18 protein-coding genes and 1 CRISPR repeat array are annotated in these 15,880 nt (G+C 47.0%); of the genes, 14 read left to right on the top strand and 4 right to left on the bottom strand.

What is annotated here, in order from left to right; all coding sequences use genetic code 11:
- Positions 1–97: 97 nt before the first annotated feature.
- The 4 genes from V3O24_RS00335 to V3O24_RS00350 are packed head-to-tail and all read right to left on the bottom strand — an operon-like array spanning position 98 to position 1,911.
- A complete protein-coding gene (locus tag V3O24_RS00335; protein ID WP_331305617.1) occupies positions 98–514 on the bottom strand; it encodes a YeeE/YedE family protein in 417 nt (138 codons plus the stop codon).
- Between the two features lie 2 nt (positions 515–516).
- The gene (locus V3O24_RS00340; RefSeq protein ID WP_331305618.1) at positions 517–954 is read right to left on the bottom strand and encodes a YeeE/YedE family protein; all 438 of its coding nucleotides are present in this window, start codon (positions 952–954) and stop codon (positions 517–519) included.
- 39 nt (positions 955–993) lie between these two features.
- Positions 994–1,419, bottom strand: coding sequence for a protoporphyrinogen oxidase HemJ (gene hemJ, locus V3O24_RS00345; RefSeq protein ID WP_331305619.1), 426 nt, complete (start codon positions 1,417–1,419; stop codon positions 994–996).
- A gap of 3 nt (positions 1,420–1,422) precedes the next feature.
- On the bottom strand, positions 1,423–1,911 hold the full coding sequence (locus V3O24_RS00350) for a TlpA disulfide reductase family protein (protein ID WP_104425280.1): 489 nt from the start codon (positions 1,909–1,911) through the stop codon (positions 1,423–1,425).
- Positions 1,912–2,267: 356 nt separating this feature from the next.
- Between V3O24_RS00350 and V3O24_RS00355 the strand changes: the two genes are divergently transcribed.
- The 14 genes from V3O24_RS00355 to cas2e all read left to right on the top strand — a co-directional run bounded on the left by V3O24_RS00355 (position 2,268) and on the right by cas2e (position 14,449).
- Positions 2,268–2,432, top strand: a complete 165-nt coding sequence (locus V3O24_RS00355; RefSeq protein ID WP_331305620.1) for a WYL domain-containing protein — start codon at positions 2,268–2,270, stop codon at positions 2,430–2,432.
- Positions 2,433–2,602: 170 nt separating this feature from the next.
- Complete coding sequence (locus V3O24_RS00360; RefSeq protein ID WP_006889991.1) at positions 2,603–2,806, top strand: type II toxin-antitoxin system HicB family antitoxin; 204 nt, start codon at positions 2,603–2,605, stop codon at positions 2,804–2,806.
- A gap of 258 nt (positions 2,807–3,064) precedes the next feature.
- On the top strand, positions 3,065–5,851 hold the full coding sequence (cas3, locus tag V3O24_RS00365; RefSeq protein ID WP_331305626.1) for a CRISPR-associated helicase Cas3': 2,787 nt from the start codon (positions 3,065–3,067) through the stop codon (positions 5,849–5,851).
- Between the two features lie 80 nt (positions 5,852–5,931).
- The gene (locus V3O24_RS00370) at positions 5,932–6,630 is read left to right on the top strand and encodes a transposase (protein ID WP_331305628.1); all 699 of its coding nucleotides are present in this window, start codon (positions 5,932–5,934) and stop codon (positions 6,628–6,630) included.
- Positions 6,631–7,056: 426 nt separating this feature from the next.
- Positions 7,057–8,619 carry a type I-E CRISPR-associated protein Cse1/CasA gene (casA, locus tag V3O24_RS00375; RefSeq protein WP_331305630.1) on the top strand — a complete coding sequence of 521 codons (1,563 nt, stop codon included), beginning with the start codon at positions 7,057–7,059 and terminating at the stop codon, positions 8,617–8,619.
- 25 nt (positions 8,620–8,644) lie between these two features.
- Positions 8,645–9,400 (top strand): type I-E CRISPR-associated protein Cse2/CasB, encoded by a 756-nt coding sequence (gene casB, locus V3O24_RS00380; protein ID WP_331305632.1) that lies wholly within the window; start codon positions 8,645–8,647, stop codon positions 9,398–9,400.
- Between the two features lie 19 nt (positions 9,401–9,419).
- Positions 9,420–10,502 carry a type I-E CRISPR-associated protein Cas7/Cse4/CasC gene (gene cas7e, locus V3O24_RS00385; protein WP_331305633.1) on the top strand — a complete coding sequence of 361 codons (1,083 nt, stop codon included), beginning with the start codon at positions 9,420–9,422 and terminating at the stop codon, positions 10,500–10,502.
- A complete protein-coding gene (cas5e, locus tag V3O24_RS00390; RefSeq protein WP_331305634.1) occupies positions 10,487–11,230 on the top strand; it encodes a type I-E CRISPR-associated protein Cas5/CasD in 744 nt (247 codons plus the stop codon). The genes cas7e and cas5e overlap by 16 nt, the downstream gene beginning before the upstream one ends.
- Before the next feature lies 1 nt (position 11,231).
- On the top strand, positions 11,232–11,936 hold the full coding sequence (cas6e, locus tag V3O24_RS00395; RefSeq protein WP_331305636.1) for a type I-E CRISPR-associated protein Cas6/Cse3/CasE: 705 nt from the start codon (positions 11,232–11,234) through the stop codon (positions 11,934–11,936).
- A 36-nt stretch (positions 11,937–11,972) separates the two neighbouring features.
- A complete protein-coding gene (locus V3O24_RS00400; protein ID WP_331305638.1) occupies positions 11,973–12,410 on the top strand; it encodes a type II toxin-antitoxin system RelE/ParE family toxin in 438 nt (145 codons plus the stop codon).
- A 165-nt stretch (positions 12,411–12,575) separates the two neighbouring features.
- Entirely contained in the window at positions 12,576–12,968 is a 393-nt protein-coding gene (locus V3O24_RS00405) for a hypothetical protein (protein ID WP_331305639.1), read from the top strand.
- A 116-nt stretch (positions 12,969–13,084) separates the two neighbouring features.
- Positions 13,085–13,249, top strand: coding sequence for a hypothetical protein (locus tag V3O24_RS00410; protein ID WP_331305640.1), 165 nt, complete (start codon positions 13,085–13,087; stop codon positions 13,247–13,249).
- Between the two features lie 2 nt (positions 13,250–13,251).
- A complete protein-coding gene (gene cas1e, locus V3O24_RS00415) occupies positions 13,252–14,163 on the top strand; it encodes a type I-E CRISPR-associated endonuclease Cas1e (protein WP_331305642.1) in 912 nt (303 codons plus the stop codon).
- The gene (cas2e, locus tag V3O24_RS00420; RefSeq protein ID WP_331305645.1) at positions 14,144–14,449 is read left to right on the top strand and encodes a type I-E CRISPR-associated endoribonuclease Cas2e; all 306 of its coding nucleotides are present in this window, start codon (positions 14,144–14,146) and stop codon (positions 14,447–14,449) included. The genes cas1e and cas2e overlap by 20 nt, the downstream gene beginning before the upstream one ends.
- Positions 14,450–14,534: 85 nt before the next feature.
- A CRISPR array of direct repeats spans positions 14,535–15,845; the repeat unit is 29 nt; unit sequence GCGTTCCCCACACCCGTGGGGATGAACCG.
- Positions 15,846–15,880: the final 35 nt, after the last annotated feature.

The raw sequence follows: 15,880 nt of genomic DNA on the forward strand, positions 1-15,880 counted from the left end.
CTTTAGCCTTTAGCCTTTAGCCTTTAGCCTTTAGCCTTTAGCCTTTAGCCTTTAGCCTTTAGCCTTTAGCCTTTAGCCTTTAGCCTTTAGCCTTACATCACTCCCCGCGCCGCTCAATCATGTTGTACAAAGCCATTCCTGCCAGCATCGACGCAACAAATATCAATGCCTTGGGTTGTCCTGCGGCCGCGCTTACCACAGCCGGGCCGGGGCAAAAACCTGAAAGTCCCCAGCCGATGCCAAAAACCAGACTGCCTATCAGCAAACCTTTATCCAGCCCGGTTACAGAGGACAGCTGCATAGGTGCTCCCAACAAGCTGCGCTGGAGTTTTTTAGCGACAGTAAAGGCAGCAGCGCCGATCAGCACTGCGCCGCCCATCACGAATGCGAGAGACGGGTCCCAAGCCCCGGCCAAATCCAGAAAACCTATGACTTTCGATGGATCGGTCATGCCGGAGATGATCAGGCCTAAACCAAACAACAGGCCGACGAGAAAAGCATTAAGATTCAACATGGTTATAGCCCTATCAAATGGCGAGTCAGATAGACGGTGATAAAACCGGCCATCATGAAGGTCAGCGTTGCGACAATGGAGCGCATCGATCCGCGGGAAATGCCGCAGACGCCGTGGCCGCTGGTGCAGCCTGACGCATAACTGGTGCCCAGGCCGACCATTAGACCGGCAATGATCAATTGCACGGTTCCGGCTTCGATAGTCGCAGCGGGCAGATCGGTGGCTATTTGATAAACGTAAGGTGCAGCGGCCATGCCGAGCAGGAACATCACGCGCCAGAGCTTGTCTCCTTTATCGGCCTGAAGCAGGCCGCCCAAAATCCCGCTGATGCCGGCAATCCGGCCATTCAATAACACAAACAGTGCGGCGGCAATGCCGATCAATAAGCCGCCGGATAGGCCGGCAATATAGGGGCTGTGGGTAAAATCAGATAAATTCATTTTTTTCTCTAAAATATGGGTACTAAATCATTCGTGACGTCAAAAAGGCTTAACAGCCGCCAGAATGATAATGCCGACCAGAAACAAAACCGGCACTTCATTCATCCAGCGATAAAAAATATGGCTGCGCCGGTTGCGGTCATGTTTGAAATCGAACAGCCATACGCCGCAAAAATAGTGGTAAACCAGCGTCAGCGCCAGCAGCGCCAGTTTTGCGTGCAGCCAACCGGCATTGGCATAAACAGCCCAGTCGTAAGCAACCAGCATCCAAATGCCGAATATCAAGGTCGCTATCATGCCCGGCGTCATAATGCCGAAGAACAGCTTGCGTTCCATGACCTTAAACCGTTCATTGCTGATCTCGTCATCGCTCATTGCGTGATAAACATACAGGCGCGGCAGGTAAAACAGGCCGGCAAACCAAGTGACCATAAAAATCAGGTGTAGTGCTTTTAACCAGAGCATGGACTAGCCTTTAAGTAGTGATTCGATATTTGTTTTCATTTTCGCCAAGTCGAAAAGGCCGATTTCTTTTTTAACAACCGAACCGTCCGGGGCAATTAAAAAGGTGCTGGGCGTAAACATCACGCCGCCGAAAGCCTGGGCGTGTTCCGAATTTAAATCCAGCGCCACATTATAGGGTAGTTGCTTAGTCTTAGTCATATCGACGACGTGATTCGGCGGGTCGTAATACATCGCAACGGCAATCATCTCAAGACCCGAGGCATGATACTGGGCATAAAGATCGATTAAGTCGGGAATTTCTTTGATGCAAGAGGGGCAGTCGGTCGCCCAAAATGTGACAATAACCGGCTTGCCGCGCAAATCGGTTAGCGCGATTTTTTCACCAGTGATGGTGGTAAACGTAACGTTAGGCGCTGATGTGATGGTTTTGTTGCAGCCTATTAAAACAAGCATTAACAGTAATAAAGCGAATGCCCGGTTTTTAATTTTCATGGATTAATAATGTCATTGTAAAATCGGACAACATACCTAATTTAAAAAACTATAACAACTCTCAGTCAGCAGATAAGCAAACTGCAACCGCACAGCCCGGCCGATATTTCGCAGAAAATAAAAATCCTCCCCATTGGTCGGCGCTTAAAGGACGACGCCCAGTTCAAAAAAATGGCCACCGCACTGTTCTAACGGTAAACGAATCGACATCCACTACACCGCCAGAGGCGCTTACGCCGCGCAAACCGAAAGAACCGTCTCGCCGCAACAACTCATTTACTATCGCGACTTCAGCGGCGATGCGGAACATACCGTCGTTCTGGGATTTACCAAAGCCCGAGTCAAATGGGTCGCCGATGAAAACTGGCATCCTAATCAGCAACGGCAACTACCGGCTGAGCATTCCGTTCAACGACAGCCGCGAATTGATCATGGACATCCTCAAACACGGTGCGGAAGTGGAAGTTAAATCACCGCAGTTTTTGCTGGATGGAGTCAGGGAGCAAATAGAGGTCATGTAAAAAATTTATAAAAAATAAAGTACAACATCATGGAATGAGGTTGTCGTTTGATAATGTAGTAATTGATTTTAGATATTCATGAGCAGACTTATCCCGTTTTTAACGAGTCGCGATGTAATCTGCACTAACCAGCGTAGCTGATTTTTTTTATAGACAACGAGGAAATACCAATGAAACTTAAAGTCATAATTCATGAAGCTGAAGAAGGTGGATATTGGGCTGAAGTACCTTCGATACCGGGTTGTGTTACTCAAGGCGACACCTTTGATGAGTTACTGAGCAATTTTTACGAAGTTGTGGAAGGCTGTTTAGCCGTCGATATGGAAAATTTTATCGTTACAGAGAAAGATAGGGTAATGGAGATCGCCGTGTGAAACCGATCACCGGAAAACGATTGTGCCTTTTAAGAAATTATAGAATTGAAGAGCTTCAACGGGCAGTCGCGAGTTGACGATGGACAGTCCTCAAGCAGGGCGCAGAAATGGAAATTAAATCGTCCCACTATTGTTTGACTGTATCAGTGAGCAAATAGAAAACCATGCAAAAAAATTATTAAAAAATAAAGCACAACCTCACCGGATGAGATTGTAATCGTGGATAATCGGGCTTAAGTTAATCACTAGGTGATGAAAGTGACGGAAAAACTGTATTGCAAGTATTGGGGTAAGGCGAGTTCGGATGACGGGCAGGGCAACAGCTATCATTTGTTGCCGTATCATTGTCTGGATGTGGCGGCGGTAGGCTGTGTGTTGCTAGCACAGCATCCTTTTTTAATGAGCCGTTTTGAACAATTGTTCGATTTACCAAAAGCAACACTTGTTCCTTGGATAAAGGTACTACTCGCTTTGCACGATTGCGGTAAATTTGCCGAGAGTTTTCAGCAATTGAAGCCGGAATTGCGAAAAAAATGGTGGGGAGAAATAACTAAAACCAATTACGACATCCGCCATGACAGTTTGGGTTTTATTTTATGGGATGATCAAACGGGCATTCGCAAGTTGTTGCCAACTGAAATAATGGATAATTATTTATATCGAAATTTGTTAAAAGGTTGGCTGCAAGCGGTAACAGGGCATCATGGTTTACCCCCTAAAAGCAATAAAGGCAGCAGCAAAATGACTGCTAAATCTTATTTCAAGGAATCTGATTTAGCGAGTGCGTCCGAGTTTTTTAACGCAATTAATGAGCTGTTCTCACCTGACATACCGGCGCTTGTTGAGTGTACTATGGATGAGGATTGGTTGGAAAAGCAATGCTCAGCCAGTTGGCTTTTAGCGGGTTTTACCATTTTGTGCGATTGGTTAGGTTCGGATTCGGCAAATTTTGAGTTTTGTTCGGATGAATCGTTATCGCTTGATGATTATTGGCAGCAATACGCGCTTCCTTCGGCAAACCGAGCGGTGCAAAAAGCAGGGATATTGCCTGCGCAACCTGCAACCAGACAAAGCTTGCAACATCTTTTCTCCTACCTTGAAAACCCTACGCCCTTGCAGGCACAAGCTGAAAACTTGCCGTTATCGCAAAAACCGCAATTGCTTATCTTGGAAGACGTGACCGGCGCAGGAAAAACCGAAGCGGCAATGATGTTTGCCCACCGTTTAATCAGCCAAGAGTTGACGCAAGGCGTATTTATCGGCTTGCCGACTATGGCAACGGCTAACGCCATGTATGAGCGAGTTGCGGAATGTTATTTGAAATTTTATGCCGCTAAAGAAAAACCTTCATTAGTCCTGGCGCACAGTGCAAGGCATTTGTCCGAAAAATTCCAGCAATCCATTATGGAATACACGGCTATGGACAAAGCTTATGGTCAAAAAGAAGCGACCGCTTCCGTACAATGTTCGCGCTGGCTGAGCGATCATCGTAAAAGAGCCTTATTGGCCGACGTAGGGATAGGCACGATAGATCAAGCTTTACTAAGTATCCTGCCCGCAAAACATCAGTCATTGCGGCTTTTAGGGCTGGCAAACAAGGTGCTGATTGTTGATGAGGTTCATGCTTACGATGCTTATATGAACCGTTTGTTGCAAAGCTTGTTGGAGTTTCATGCATTTTTAGGCGGCAGTGCGATTCTATTATCTGCAACCTTGCCGTTTAAAATGCGCCAGGATTTTGTGAAAGCCTTTCAACGCGGTGCGGGTTATAAATCTGTTTGCGTTCAAAAACAAGGCTATACAGACTATCCCTTATTAACCCATATCAGCGATGCCAAGCCTGTTGAAGTTGTTTTAAATACCCGCCCGGAAGTAAAACGGACGGTTAAAGTGGCGTTTGTGCACGAATCCATTGCAGCTATTGAAATCATTAAAACCGCCGTAGCCAATAACCAATGCGTGTGCTGGATACGCAATACTGTTTTTGATGCGCGGACAGCTTACAGCGAGTTACAAAAAGCTGATTGCTTAGAAAGCGAGCAACTGATGCTTTTCCACAGCCGTTATACCTTACACGACAGGAAAACAGTGGAAGATAACGTTCTGAGCCTGTTCGGTAAGAAATCTTCGGCAAATAGTCGTCAAGGCAAAGTGTTGATTGCGACACAAGTCGTAGAACAATCTTTAGACCTGGATTTTGACGTGATGATCAGCGACTTGGCGCCCATTGACTTATTGATTCAACGGGCCGGGCGTTTGCATCGCCATGTCAGGGATAGTGCCGGTAATTTTATTGGAGAATCAGGGCAAAAAGACCAGAGATCACCGCCAACCTTGTTTATTTATTCGCCGCCGCTTGAACAAGCCCCTGCTCAGGATTGGTATAAAGCCGTTTTTCCAAAAGCCAATGGCGTTTATCCGCACACCGGACAATTATGGCGCACCGCCATGTTATTGGATCACAAAAAAGAATGGCAAATGCCGGAAGATGCCAGAGAACTGATAGAAACGGTTTATTCCGAAGACGACACCGATATACCCGAATCGCTTAAAAAAGCCAGTAATGAAGCCGAAGGCGAACATTGGGCAAAAATCAGTCTGGCGAATATGAATGCCTTAAAACCGGAGCAAGGTTATACGCTCAGCGATAACGCATGGGATGAAGACGCGCATATTCCAACACGGTTATCGGAAGATTCCGTGACGATTTATTTGGCGGTTTGGCAAGAGGGTAAATTATCGCCCTTGGTAAATGCCGAAAGATTTGCCTGGGATTTAAGCAGCGTCAATATTAATGCAAAGCGCATTAACGGATTGCCCGAATTATCGGCAGATTTGGCGCAAGCCCTCAAGCAGTTACGGGAACAAGAAAAAATCTTTGACGAGTACAGTTTTATTTTGCCGTTGAGACCGTTATCGGATATTGAATGGCAAGGGCAGGCAGTTGATAACAATGGCAAAACGGTTACTGTGAGCTACAACTGTCAACAGGGTTTGCTGGTGGGTGAAGAGATTGAATTGTTTATAGGCGCTAACAAGGTTTAAAAATGTACGATGCGGACATTGTTAATTTCGTTGGAGTAAAAAATGCTTAAATTTATTGATACGTTTCTCCGTATAGCATAATGAGTCCTGGGAACGCCAAGCCCCAGCTTGGCGCGATAAACAACCGAACACCTAAAAATGGAAAAGCCGAGCTAGGGCTCGGCGCTCCCAAGGGTTGGTATAGCCGAGGCTATCTGCCGCATTTAGATGCGCCGGGGACTCTGCAATTCATTACCTTTCGGCTTGGTGACTCCCTGCCGCAAACAGTGCTGAAACAAGTGGAGCAAGAGCTTAGGCAAATCCCCGTTTCCATACGTGAACGCGCGCGTCGCAAAAAAATAGAACACTGGCTGGATGCAGGTTTAGGCTGCTGCGCATTGGGTCATCCACGCATGGCGGAAGTGATGCAGCAAACCTTGCAAATATTTGATGGCGAACGTTATCGTTTGATCGCTTGGTGCATTATGCCCAATCATGTTCATGTGTTGATTGAACCTGCGATTAGCTTGCCGAATATTTTACAGTCGTGGAAGTCTTTTACCGGAAGTTGGGCTATTTCGCATAATGCCGAGCTGGGGCTCGGCGTTCCCAGGGCTGCTGGAGCAACTAAAAATCAGTTTTGGATGCGTGAGTATTGGGATCGCTATATTCGTGATGAAAAGCACTTTCACACTACAGTCAATTATATTCACAACAACCCGGTAAAAGCCGGACTCTGTGCAGAGGCGCATGATTGGCCTTGGTCGAGTGCATACGCTGGATACATAATTTCGCCTTAATGGCGAATAGTTTTTTTAAAATCCCCACGGGTGTGGGGAACGTTGGATTAATTAGCTCTCAAAACTACAAAAGAGCGGTTCATCCCCACGGACGTGGGGAAATGATTATTGTACATGGAACTTATCAGCTTTTCTAAAATTCAGAATTACAAAATAAATTCATACATAAGAGCTTCTTGTATTTGTTGATGTTCTATAGTTGTCGCGTTATTATGAATTTTTGTATTAACTCGATCAGGAAAAAGCATGTTAAACGAAAACGAAATTGTAAGATTTATAACAACGTTAAATCAAATAACGCCTAAAGGTTTGATAGCTCTTGGGTTGGTCGTAGCGTTGTTGGCTTTAATTAAATTTTAGCGAGGGTTATTTTCGTTGATTTTTTGAGAACAATTTAAAATTTACTCAATAAGGAGAAAATGCAGCATGAATTTACTGGAAGATGAATGGTTAAGCGTAATTCGCCTTAATGGCGAACAGGAAAAATTAAAGGGCTTGTGGCGAATTACCGAGGGCGATGGTAATCCGATTGTCGATGTGATTTCACCGCGGGCGGATTTTAAAGGCGCACTTTATCAGCTGTTGATTGGTCTGGTGCAGACCTCTTTCGCTCCGAAAAACGAGACGGAATGGGAGAAATACTGGCTTGCAGCACCGGATGCGAACACATTAAAAAATGCCTTTTTAACAGTAACGGAGGCGTTTTCGATAGATACCGATAAACCTGCTTTCATGCAGGATTATGACCTGCTGAGCGATAGACAAGATGTTGATATTGCCTCCTTGTTGATTGATACCTCCGGTGGCGGAACTTTTTTTGTTAAAGAAGGTACAACAGAAAATATTTCACCCTATTGGGCAAGCATTGCTTTATTTACCTTGCAAATTAACGCTCCGTCGGGCGGCTCAGGACATAGAACCAGCCTGCGCGGCGGCGGGCCTTTAACTACCTTGGTATTGCCGGACGAAACCAAACAAGCCGCAAGTTTATGGCAAAAGTTATGGCTTAATATTTTCACCCAAAAAGAAGTATCGGCTTTAAGCGGAAATACGGAGTTGAAAGACCTGCATAATATTTTTCCTTGGTTAGCACCAACACGCACCAGCGAAGCGGGTAAAAAGGATTTTATTACGCAGCCGGAACAAGGGCATCCGTACCAAATGTACTGGGGAATGCCGCGCCGTATTCGTTTGGACTTTAAGGCCACTGAAGCGGGAACCTGTGATATTAGCCATGAATCCACGGAACAACTCATTTCACAATATCGAACCAAAAATTTGGGCGTCAATTACAGCAGCACGTGGCTACATCCTTTGACCCCTTATGTCAGAGACCCTAATAAAGAAGCCTATTCGGTCAAAGCTCAAGTGGGCGGATTCAGTTATCGCCATTGGTTAGGCTTGGTTTTAGAAGATGAAAAAAACCATAAGCAGGCAGCCAAAGTGGTGCAGATTTATTTAAACAGTCGTCAGGAAATAATTGCAGGCGACTATCAGCCGCGTTTATGGCTATTCGGTTACGACATGGACAACATGAAAGCCCGGTGTTGGTATGAAACCACGATGCCGGTATTTTCTATTCCGCAACACAGTCGAAGTAGTGTGCAGGGATTTATTAGCAAAATGCTCGATGCCGCGACCGAAGTGGCTCTGGATGTCCGTTCCACCTTAAAACAGGCTTGGTTTTCAAAACCCAAAGAAGCGAAAGGCGAAATTTCATTTACCGATGCCCAGTTTTGGCAACTTACCGAGACAGAGTTTTATCGTTTACTGGAAAAACTGATTAACTGCGGCGAAGACGAAAAACAAGTCAACGCGCTTTTTGATGAGTGGAAAAGACTCCTGCGAACTCAAGCTTTGACGCTATTCGACCATTGGGCGTTATCCAGCAATAACGAAGACGGCGATATGAAACGGGTCGTCACCGCACGTCGCCAGCTGGAAATATGGCTAAACGCCGGTAAAAGTATGAAAGCATTAGTAGCTTGATTTTGGAAAATAATGGAGAACACTCGTGGCTTATGAATTAACCGAATACTCTTTAGACGAACTTAAAGATAAAAAAGTAGAGCAAAGTGTTATTGATCTGCTTGAAAAATTACTCAACCAAGATTTTGATAAAGCAGACGATTTTATTAATGCAGTAAAGGAATGCATTGGTGAAAGCAAGACTGACCAATACAAAAAAGACATCTTGAATGTTGCCAGAAATTTTTATGCAGTTTTACGAAACAAATCAGCCAGACTAGCCTTAATTAAATGGTGGCAAGACTTGCAAGACATTAAATTGCCGAACGGCAAAACCAAGTCCAATCGCGGCGAACGAGCCAAGCTACGCCGTTGCGAAAAGCCCGAAGACATTTTGTTGCAGCCTTATTTTTATGAGCTGCAACAAAAATTGCCCTATATCTCTGACGCGTTAGCATTAGCCAGCGTTGCAGGATTATTAGCCCACGTTAAAACTAACAGTGAATACAGTTTTCCTAAACAATTAGGCCAACAAAAAGAGCATAGCGGCAAAGCGGTTTTCAGTGAGCTACGCTTTCAACAATTACTCGCCAGTCATGATATAGACGAGTTATACGAAAACCTGCGCCGCGCCGTCATGCAACTGAATCGTAGCGCTAATATCCTGTCTTTGGCTGATGGCATCTTGCATTGGTCGCAAGAACAACGCGACAAAAATCAATTGTCTGAGCGCCCGGAACAACGTTTTAAATTTGCCTGGGCAAAAGCGTATTTCAGTGAAGTTTTAACCTATTCCAAATAAACATAAGGAAAAATACACCATGACACAATTTATCCAATTACATGCTTTAGTTTCTTATCCGCCGTCCAACCTTAACCGCGATGATTTAGGCAGGCCCAAAACCGCGATTATGGGCGGTGTAAACCGGCTGCGTATTTCGTCGCAGAGCTTAAAAAGGGCGTGGCGGACTTCGGAACTGTTTGAAAGCGCGTTGGGTGAGCACAAGGGCATACGCACCAAACGCATCGGCATTGAAATTAAAAACGCATTAATAACTCAAGGCGTGGAAGAAAAAAATGCATTTGAATGGGCGGCTCTAATGGCGGCTTGTTTTGGCAAAGTAAAAACCAAAAAAGATAAAGAGGGCGGCGAACCGTTAGAAATTGAACAACTGGTGCATATAGCGCCTGAAGAGCAACGACTGATTGATGTTTTGGTGACAAAATTGGCGGCAGAAAAACGAGCGCCGGAAGAGACCGAATTAACGTTATTACGGCAAAAACCTAAAGCCGTCGATATAGCCCTGTTCGGCAGGATGTTGGCTTCAAGATCGGACTGCAATGTGGAAGCCGCCGCCCAAGTCGCACATGCGATCACCGTACATGCAGTCAAAGTCGATGACGATTATTTCACCGCCGTCGATGACCTGAATAAACACGATGAAGATGCCGGCGCCGCGCATATCGGTGAAACGGGCTTTGCTTCGGGCGTGTTTTATTTGTATGTATGCATCAACAAAACCTTGCTGTGCGAGAATCTCCAAAATGACAGTGAGTTGGTCAGTAAAACCTTAACCGCCTTCATCGAGTCCATGACCAAAGTATCGCCCACCGGTAAACAAAACAGCTTTGCTTCCAGGGCTTACACGTCCTATTTATTGGCAGAAAAAGGGCCGCAACAGCCGCGTTCCTTATCGGTTGCCTTTTTAAGGCCGGTGCATGGTAACGACATATTGGACGAAGCGATTAAAATCTTAAACAAACAGTATGAGCATTTCGATAATGTTTATGGCAAGTGTGCGGATGATAGGAAATCCTGCTTGGTTACGACGGAAAAAAGCGAGGGTAGCTTAAGTGAAATTATCGATTTTTTGACAGCAGGTGAGCCATGCAGCAATACTTGAGCTTCCAACTGTACGGCGTATTAGCCTCATGGGGCGAGCAAGCGGTAGGCGAGTCGCGGCACAGTGCAACGCATCCGTCACGTTCGGCAATATTGGGCTTATTAGCGGCGGCATTGGGCATTAAGCGCGAACAAGAACAAGCTTTAAAACGCTTATCGGATTCGGTGGCTATGGGCTTTAAAGTGATGCACAGCGGCTTAGTGTTTAAGGATTATCACACCGTACAAGTTCCTTCCGAGGACAAAAAAAACAAGCATCGTTATACCCGTCGCGATGAGTTGAGTTCCGGGAAATTAGGTACAGTTTTATCCAGCCGTGAATATCGCCAAGATGCCTTGGCTTTAGCTGCGGTATGGTTAAATGAACAAGCCGGTTACAGCTTGGAACAGTTGAAGCAAGCGTTGCAACAGCCAAGCTTTCAACTTTATTTAGGGCGTAAGTCTTGCCCGTTAAGCCTGCCGGTTAACCCTAAAATTATTGCAGCCGATTCGTTTATATCGGCTTTAGAGCAATATCCGCCACCGTTTGAAGCCGAAAAGAAACACTATTTGGGTTTGGAAAATATTACCTATTATTGGGAAAAAAGCCCTCACAGCGGTATTGAAAACTACAGCTATCGTGTGCCGCGTTACGATCAGCCATTGAACCGCAAGCATTGGCAATTTTGCTCACGCGATGAATATGTATTGTTAGCAACAGGAGAAAGTCATGTATCTAAGCCGCGTTAATGTGCTGACTGAACAGCCCGACCAACTGGCGAAAATATTAAAAGCCGATCATTACGAACTTCACCGCTTGTTATGGCGGCTTTTTCCTGAGCACAAAGAAAATGACCCTCGCGACTTTTTATTTCGCCGCGATGAGAGTAAAGGATTCCCTGTTTTTTATTTACAGTCATCGACTGAACCAAGCCCATTAGCAGGTGTTTTGGCTGTTGAATCGAAGGAATTCAACCCGCAGCTCAAGGGGGGCGACAAACTGCGGTTTACTTTACGAGCGAATCCGGTAGCACAGATTACTAAGGAGCGAACTACAGAGGAACAAGAACTGTTGCGGACTGACCGGCAAAAAAAAGGCTTAAGGGACAAGGAAACACTCCCCATGAAAAGGATTCGTCATGATGTGGTCATGCAACTGAAAAAAACACTCACAGATGAAGTGGAGCAGTATTCCCAGGCTGAGTTAGAACAGCTGGCGGGCGAAACATGGTTGGAGAAAAAAGCTGAAAACAATGGCTTTAAGTTACTTTCAGTAATAGCCGACGGTTATCAACAGCATTATTTTAAAAAACGCGGCATCAAAATTAGCACCCTGGATTTTCAAGGCGTTTTAGAGGTCACTGAACCGGAGTTATTTATTCGAGAAGCGCTTTATAAAGGCATAGGCCCCGCCAAAGCCTTCGGTTGCGGCCTGCTTTCTTTAGCAAGGGTTTAAATTGGCGGCTGGGAACGCCAAGCCCCTGCTTGGCGGGTGTCCACAGTTATTAAAAATGCTGGCGCAAAGCCAGCAAGCGGTCAGTTTAGGCAAAACCGTTTCCAGTACCGATGCCTTTACTCAATTACGGGCGCGGCGCGGATTAGCATAATGCGGGAGGTTGTTCTCTCGGAACCGGCACTGGCTGATTTGTTGGATATTAATGATTATTACCTTGTGGAAGTCAGTGATCACGTTGCGGGCAAGAGCATCGGTAGTTTGGAGATAACGGTAAACAATTTAGCTGAGTTTCCCGATAGAGGCAGCATCCTCAAGGAATTGTTGTCTCTGGGGATTCGGCAGTATCGGCAGGTGATTGAAAAGCCTTATCGGATTATTTATGAAACATTTGCCGATAAAATTATAGTCCATGCAATACTCGATGGACGGCGCGATATGGAAAGTTTACTGATGCAGCGTATTTTGCGTGTTTGAGCAGGATAGGTGAGTGGCTCTTAAGCCTCGCAAAGTACGGCATTTAGAATCATAAGTTCAAAGCCAGCTTTGAACTCCTGTATTCACGTTTTCTGGAGTCTAAAGCTGGCTTTGGCAGTATTTTGTGCTGGTTATCGGTGACCAGAATTTGATGCTATAGTGCGTATGACAAGTCATACAAGAGGTGATGTTATGAGAATTAACGCCAGGTTAGACGAGCAAAGCGAACAAGATTTGCAATTGATTCAACAAACAACCGGTGAAACGGTGACGCAGATTATCAAAGAGCTGCTGGCGGAGCGTGCAGAACAGTTGCGCGAAAAGAATAAACCGGGAGCCAAGCTGAAAGCCTTGTTGGAAAGTGATTTTGTCGGCTGTGTGAAGGCCCGGAAGACGGTTCGGTCAACTATAAAAAATATGTCACGGACTATCTTGATGAAAAATACCCTGATCGCTGATACCGGTTATTTTGCGGCATTAGCCAATTCAAAAGATGCCTATCATCAGCATGCGATACGGGTTAGTCAAACGCTTCAATACGATTTGATAACAACTTAGCCGGTGATTACCGAAACTTGTCACTATTTGGATTTTCCATTTACGGCGGAACAGACGCAAGGCTTAACCTCAGGCTACCCAAAGTAATCGATCTGAGTAACGGACACGCATCGCACATGGCGAAACTAATGCACAAATACGCCGATCTTCCGATGGATTTAGCAGCCATTCTGGCCGAAAAGTTAGGCCATAGCCGCATACTCTCAACCGATCAACGCGATTTTAAAACCTACCGCTGGAAAAATCACAAGCCATTCGAAAACCTCTTATTGCCGGAATAACCATGCTTCCACCCCTAAAACCCATCACCATGAAAGAACGCGTTTCCATGGTGTTTATCGAAAAAGGCCAAGTTGACGTTAAAGACGGCGCTTTTGTCGTCATCGACGAAACCGGCATCAGAACCCATATCCCGGTCGGCAGTATCGCCTGCATCATGCTTGAGCCGGGGACGCGGGTTTCCCATCATGCCGTGGCATTGGCCGCCAGGGCCGGAACCTTGCTGGTCTGGGTCGGCGAGGCCGGGGTGCGGCTTTATGCGTCCGGGCAGCCGGGCGGGGCGCGTTCGGATCGCTTGCTGTATCAGGCCAAATTGGCGTTGGACGATGTGGCGCGGTTAAAAGTGGTGCGCAAAATGTACGAAATCCGCTTCGGCGAAAAACCGCCGGAACGGCGTAGCATCGAACAACTGCGCGGCATAGAAGGCGCTCGGGTTAAAAAAATCTACCAGTTATTAGCCAAGCAGGCCGGGGTGGAATGGCAAGGTCGCAGGTACGACCAAACCGACTGGGATAACAGCGATATGCCGAACCGGTGCATCAGTTCGGCGACGGCCTGTTTATACGGCATCAGCGAAGCGGCGGTGCTGGCGGCAGGCTACGCGCCCGCCATCGGCTTTATTCATACCGGCAAACCCTTGTCGTTCGTTTACGACATCGCCGACTTGTTCAAGTTTGACGACATCATTCCTCACGCCTTTAAAATCGCCGCTAAAAACTATCACAACCCGGAACGGGAAGTGCGCCTGATGTGCCGTGATATTTTCCGGCAGAGCAAAATACTCAAAAAAATCATTCCCACCATAGAAGAAGTCCTGGCCGCCGGTGAGCTTGAACTGCCGAAGCCCGCTGAAGAGAATATCGCTCCGGCCATCCCTAACCCTGAGAGTATCGGCGATGTTGGTCATCGTAGTTGAAAACGTCCCGCACCGGTTAAGAGGGCGATTAGCGGTTTGGCTGATTGAGATCCGGGCGGGCGTGTATGTCGGTGATTTATCGGCCAAAGTCAGGGAAATGATTTGGGCGCAGATTGTGGACGGCATTGAAGACGGCAATGCGATTATGACCTGGAGCACTAATACCGAGTCGGGATTTGATTTTCTGACGCTAGGCGAAAACCGTCGCCTGCCGGTCGAGTTTGACGGACTCAAACTGGTTTCTTTTTATCCGGTTGAAGACTCAAAGGATAAAGATGCTCTTTAACAATTTAACGATAAAAAACGGCTGTTTTCTCGGTGGAAAAACCGGAGTGGTTATTCTGGTTGATTAACAATATGTTATGATCAGTGCGTTCCCCACACCCGTGGGGATGAACCGGATTGTACACGGCTTACATCACAGGACGCCGACGCGTTCCCCACACCCGTGGGGATGAACCGCGCGAAAACATGGAAAAAAGGCGACATGGTTTGCGTTCCCCACACCCGTGGGGATGAACCGCGCATAACACAACGCTCAAGCGCGGCGGCGCTGCGTTCCCCACACCCGTGGGGATGAACCGCGTATTTTTGAATCTTCACCAGTTAGACAGTTGCGTTCCCCACACCCGTGGGGATGAACCGCGCATATTTGTCTGCCTTGCTTACCGTGTAGTGCGTTCCCCACACCCGTGGGGATGAACCGTAGGAATAGTTCAGGTGTCATTCGTATTTGAAGCGTTCCCCACACCCGTGGGGATGAACCGCATCTGCTCAGGAGTGCTGCCTTGTGGGTAATGCGTTCCCCACACCCGTGGGGATGAACCGGCACAAATAGAGGTTGCGGGGTTATCGGTTGCGCGTTCCCCACACCCGTGGGGATGAACCGGCGATACGGGTATCTTCATGCAATATTTATAAGCGTTCCCCACACCCGTGGGGATGAACCGAATACAGGACGCTTGGAGTTCATCTGAAAACAGCGTTCCCCACACCCGTGGGGATGAACCCGTTCACCTCTTCGTTGTTAAATCGTGCCTAACGCGTTCCCCACACCCGTGGGGATGAACCGATTTGACGGTAACTGATAGTTGGGCAGAGCGCGCGTTCCCCACACCCGTGGGGATGAACCGGCGTTCATTTATATGCCTTCTGGGATGTCGTCGCGTTCCCCACACCCGTGGGGATGAACCGTTTTCGAGCTTCGTCTGCGTTGGCTGGCGTAAGCGTTCCCCACACCCGTGGGGATGAACCGCGCAATGCTTTTTTTCAAAAGACGAGAGGTAAGCGTTCCCCACACCCGTGGGGATGAACCGTGAAAAATGTATGAGCAACGATGAACTTCACAGCGTTCCCCACACCCGTGGGGATGAACCGCGCTAAATACACACTGACTGAAGCTCAACAACGCGTTCCCCACACCCGTGGGGATGAACCGCGAGAATGGCTTGGGTATAAATTATTAGATAAGCGTTCCCCACACCCGTGGGGATGAACCGTTAGATACGGAGACGGTGGCAGAGTTTGGTACGCGTTCCCCACACCCGTGGGGATGAACCGCACCGGCGAATAGGACTGGAAAACTTGCTGAAGCGTTCCCCACACCCGTGGGGATGAACCGTCACTTTGAAATGGCAGTTCGCGTCCGTATCGGCGTTCCCCACACCCGTGGGGATGAACCGTTGCAGTTAATGGATACAGTTTTTATCGAATCGCG

Origin of the sequence: Methylobacter sp. Wu8 (assembly GCF_036440755.1) — a bacterium.
Lineage (GTDB): Bacteria > Pseudomonadota > Gammaproteobacteria > Methylococcales > Methylomonadaceae > Methylobacter_A > Methylobacter_A tundripaludum_A.